Genomic DNA, 4,473 nt, shown 5'->3' with positions numbered 1-4,473 from the left:
GAGATCTACCAGCTCTCGTTTTTTGTTATGGAAACTGCTAAAATTCAAATACGCCATTGACGTATAAAGAGTCCATGTTATTTATTGAAACCAGCATCTTTACCAAGCAAATTAAAGACCTTGTATCTGATGAGGAATATCGTCAACTTCAGCAAGATCTTTTGGTACAGCCTGATAGAGGTGACCTAATCAAGAATGGCGGTGGTATTCGCAAAGTACGTTGTGCTCAAGGTAACAAAGGGAAAAGTGGTGGGATACGGGTGATTTATTATTGGGTCACCGAGGATGATCAGATCTTTTTCTTAGTGGCTTATCCAAAATCAGTAAAAGATAATTTAACAGATAAGGAAACCGCCATTCTGCACCAACTCGTGAAGGAGCAATTTCATGGATAACAACTTATTTGATGACTTGGTTGCTTCAATCAAAGAAGCTGGAGCTATCAAACGTAAAGAAGTTAAAGCAAGCCGAGTTACAGAACTCGAATTGCCTGATATTAAAGAAGTACGTGAAAAAACTGGCTTGAGCCAAAATGAATTTGCTGCACGTCTACATATTAGCCCCCGTACCCTGCAAAATTGGGAACAGGGACGACGCTATCCAACTGGACCAGCAGCTACATTGATTCGAATTTTAGATGCTCACCCAAGCCTTATTTGAAAAAATTACTTAAAAAATGGGAGCTTAAGGCTCCCATTTTTATTTCGTATAAGGTGTATTATGTTAATTTTAGAAAATCTTCACTACTATTATTTAAAATAAGCCTTATATCCAAGCATAAAACAAGGTTGTCTAGACTTCTTTTAACAGTAAAGTTATCATAAAACTGAATTTTATTTTTTAGGTAAGTTTATGCATTCTATCCGCATTCGTTAAGACACAACTATTTGCATAGTGACACTATTTTATAATGGTGGGCTTTTGTTGTGTCTTTAAGAATATATGCGGATATATAAAGTAAAAGTATGCTTAATTTATAAGTATGCTTTTAGTGCATAGTTTCCAGTTATAACTTAATTGACTAGCTATTTGTCCACCCTGTGGATGAATAGCTTTTTTTTTGGGAGGACACTGTGATGCTAGCTTTTGTTTTCACCTAAATCCTGTTTGCTGCATAAAAAATTTCAAGAGCTAAACAGGAGTAAATAAAAATGAGTTTAATTATTAAAGCGAGAAACATACGCTTGGATTATGCTGGGCGTGATGTTTTGGATATTGATGAATTGGAAATTCACTCTTATGACCGTATTGGTCTTGTGGGTGATAACGGAGCAGGAAAGAGTAGTTTACTCAAAGTACTTAATGGCGAAATTGTTTTAGCCGAAGCGACATTACAGCGTTTTGGTGATTTTGCACATATCAGCCAACTGGGCGGAATCGAAATAGAAACGGTCGAAGACCGGGCAATGTTATCTCGCCTTGGTGTTTCCAATGTACAAAACGACACAATGAGTGGCGGAGAGGAAACTCGTGCAAAAATTGCTGCCGCATTTTCCCAACAAGTACATGGCATTCTAGCGGATGAACCAACCAGCCACCTTGATCTCAATGGAATAGATCTACTTATTGGTCAACTTAAAGCATTTGATGGAGCATTACTTGTTATCAGTCATGACCGATATTTTCTTGATATGGTTGTAGACAAGATATGGGAGTTAAAAGACGGTAAAATTACGGAATATTGGGGTGGTTACTCGGATTACTTGCGTCAAAAAGAAGAAGAGCGACAACACCAAGCCGTAGAATATGAGCTGATGATGAAGGAACGGGAGCGATTAGAATCTGCTGTGCAAGAAAAACGCCAGCAAGCTAATCGATTAGACAATAAGAAAAAAGGAGAAAAATCCAAAAACTCTACCGAAAGTGCTGGACGACTTGGGCATGCAAAAATGACTGGCACCAAGCAAAGAAAACTGTATCAGGCAGCTAAGAGTATGGAAAAGCGTTTGGCTGCATTAGAAGATATTCAAGCACCAGAGCATTTGCGTTCTATTCGTTTTCGTCAAAGTTCAGCCCTAGAACTGCACAATAAGTTCCCGATTACGGCAGATGGTCTGAGCTTAAAATTTGGTAGCCGTACTATCTTTGATGACGCTAACTTTATAATACCGCTTGGCGCTAAAGTCGCTATAACTGGATCGAATGGAACAGGGAAAACGTCCTTGTTAAAAATGATATCAGAACGTGCTGATGGATTAACCATATCTCCAAAAGCTGAAATTGGCTACTTTACACAAACAGGATATAAATTTAACACGCATAAATCTGTGCTCTCCTTTATGCAGGAAGAGTGCGAGTACACAGTTGCGGAAATTCGTGCAGTATTGGCTTCAATGGGGATCGGAGCGAATGATATTCAAAAAAACTTATCCGACTTATCGGGAGGTGAAATCATCAAACTGCTTTTATCCAAAATGCTTTTAGGAAAATATAATATTTTGCTTATGGATGAACCAGGAAACTATCTTGACCTAAAAAGTATTGCCGCATTAGAAACAATGATGAAGTCCTATGCAGGAACTATTATCTTCGTATCTCATGACAAGCAATTGGTCGATAATATTGCTGACATTATCTACGAGATCAAAGACCACAAAATCATCAAGACTTTTGAGAGAGATTGTTAATGATAGCCAATCTAATCCGAACATTAATTATTGAACTCTTTAAAGGAAATTAAAAATGACAATTCAAGATATTCAATCACTTGCTGAAGCACACGGCTTGTTGCTTACGGACAAAATGAATTTCAATGAAATGGGCATTGATTTTAAGGTCGTTTTTGCTCTTGATACAAAGGGGCAACAATGGTTGCTGCGTATTCCTCGTCGTGATGGCATGAGGGAACAAATCAAGAAAGAAAAACGCATTTTAGAATTGGTAAAAAAACATCTTTCTGTAGAGGTTCCTGATTGGAGAATTTCATCTACAGAATTAGTGGCTTATCCCATACTTAAAGATAATCCTGTTTTAAATTTGGATGCTGAAACCTATGAAATAATTTGGAATATGGACAAAGATAGCCCGAAATACATAACATCTTTGGCAAAAACCTTATTTGAAATCCATAGTATTCCTGAAAAAGAAGTTCGGGAAAATGATTTGAAAATTATGAAACCTTCAGATTTAAGACCTGAAATAGCAAACAATTTGCAGTTAGTAAAATCTGAAATTGGTATAAGTGAGCAATTGGAAACCCGCTACAGAAAATGGTTGGATAATGATGTTCTATGGGCAGATTTCACCCAATTTATACATGGCGATTTATATGCTGGGCATGTACTAGCTTCAAAGGATGGAGCTGTTTCAGGCGTTATTGATTGGTCAACAGCCCATATAGATGACCCAGCGATTGATTTTGCTGGGCATGTAACTTTGTTTGGAGAAGAAAGCCTCAAAACTCTAATCATCGAGTATGAAAAACTAGGGGGTAAAGTTTGGAATAAACTATATGAACAGACTTTAGAAAGAGCAGCGGCCTCTCCTTTGATGTATGGTTTATTTGCCTTAGAAACTCAAAATGAAAGCCTTATCGTTGGAGCAAAAGCTCAGTTGGGAGTTATATAATTTAAAAATATGATTGCTGAGAACTGCCTTGTTTTGAAACTTGGTTGGCTTTAATTAGTTTTTAGTATTCTTTATAGAAAATGCCTCGATCAAGGGGCATTTCTAACAATCATTTAACATAAAATTTCTTATGTGAAGTAACCTGAATGCAGCGGTGCCCCATTGGGGGCGCGTTGAGATAAGCCTCTTTTAGATAACTTTAGCAACTCGATAGACAGTTGCAACTCCACAATTCACTGCTTTGGCAATTTCTTCCTTAGTCATATTGCCAACTACTAGCAATTCTTTTATTCGTTTATGTTTAGCCTCATTTGCCTTCTTGCCTGTTGGTTTGTAACCCGAACGTGCCAGGCCCTGCTTAATACGTTCTATACGTTTCTCATTGTCTAGGCGGGCCATTGTTGCCAGAAGATCAATCAACATATTGTTGATGAGTTCCAAGATTGAATGAGTAATGCTGTCACTGGTTTGAATCATTTGGTAGGTAGTAGGAAGATCTGCTACGACTAAACGAAGTCCCTTCTCCTGGATCCTGCGCTTCAGCTCTTGAAAATCTCGTTGGGTTAGGCGTGATAAGCGGTCAATACTTTCAACTAACAATGTGTCACCTTGATTTGCTTCTGACAGTAGCTTATTCAATTCAGGTCGGTCTAACTTCGTACCACTATAGTTTTCCACGTACACAATGGTTTCACCCAAATTCAAGTTTTGGTTTAGATCCTGAAGAATCTGCAAAGCCCTTTCTGCATCTTGATCTTTAGTTGAAGCTCGTAGATAAATACGTGTATTCATTTCTATCATTTAATCTTAATTCTATTAGATTAATGATAATACTATCATTTAATTATTGCATTAAGTCTAATGATAGATATTGTATGCGATTTGGCTCGCTATCATTCAGGTATA

5 protein-coding genes are annotated in these 4,473 nt (G+C 37.5%); 4 read left to right on the top strand and 1 reads right to left on the bottom strand.

What is annotated here, in order from left to right:
* Positions 1–74 precede the first annotated feature (74 nt).
* The 4 genes from FTU06_RS16520 (at position 75) to FTU06_RS16505 (ending at position 3,567) form a co-directional block, all read left to right on the top strand.
* Positions 75–395, top strand: coding sequence for a type II toxin-antitoxin system RelE/ParE family toxin (locus tag FTU06_RS16520; protein ID WP_000897307.1), 321 nt, complete (start codon positions 75–77; stop codon positions 393–395).
* Positions 388–660, top strand: coding sequence for a NadS family protein (gene nadS, locus FTU06_RS16515; RefSeq protein ID WP_000369781.1), 273 nt, complete (start codon positions 388–390; stop codon positions 658–660). Before FTU06_RS16520 ends, nadS begins: the two co-directional genes overlap by 8 nt.
* Positions 661–1,151: 491 nt before the next feature.
* On the top strand, positions 1,152–2,627 hold the full coding sequence (gene msr(E), locus FTU06_RS16510) for an ABC-F type ribosomal protection protein Msr(E) (protein WP_000052512.1): 1,476 nt from the start codon (positions 1,152–1,154) through the stop codon (positions 2,625–2,627).
* A gap of 55 nt (positions 2,628–2,682) precedes the next feature.
* Positions 2,683–3,567, top strand: a complete 885-nt coding sequence (locus FTU06_RS16505) for an Mph(E) family macrolide 2'-phosphotransferase (protein WP_000155092.1) — start codon at positions 2,683–2,685, stop codon at positions 3,565–3,567.
* A gap of 189 nt (positions 3,568–3,756) precedes the next feature.
* Here the strand turns inward: FTU06_RS16505 and FTU06_RS16500 are convergent, their stop codons facing one another.
* Positions 3,757–4,368, bottom strand: a complete 612-nt coding sequence (locus FTU06_RS16500; protein ID WP_015060246.1) for a recombinase family protein — start codon at positions 4,366–4,368, stop codon at positions 3,757–3,759.
* Positions 4,369–4,473 lie beyond the last annotated feature (105 nt).

Source organism: Acinetobacter sp. YH12052, assembly GCF_013419835.1.
GTDB classification, from domain to species: Bacteria; Pseudomonadota; Gammaproteobacteria; order Pseudomonadales; family Moraxellaceae; genus Acinetobacter; species Acinetobacter amyesii.
This window is presented reverse-complemented; position numbering and strand designations above follow the sequence as displayed.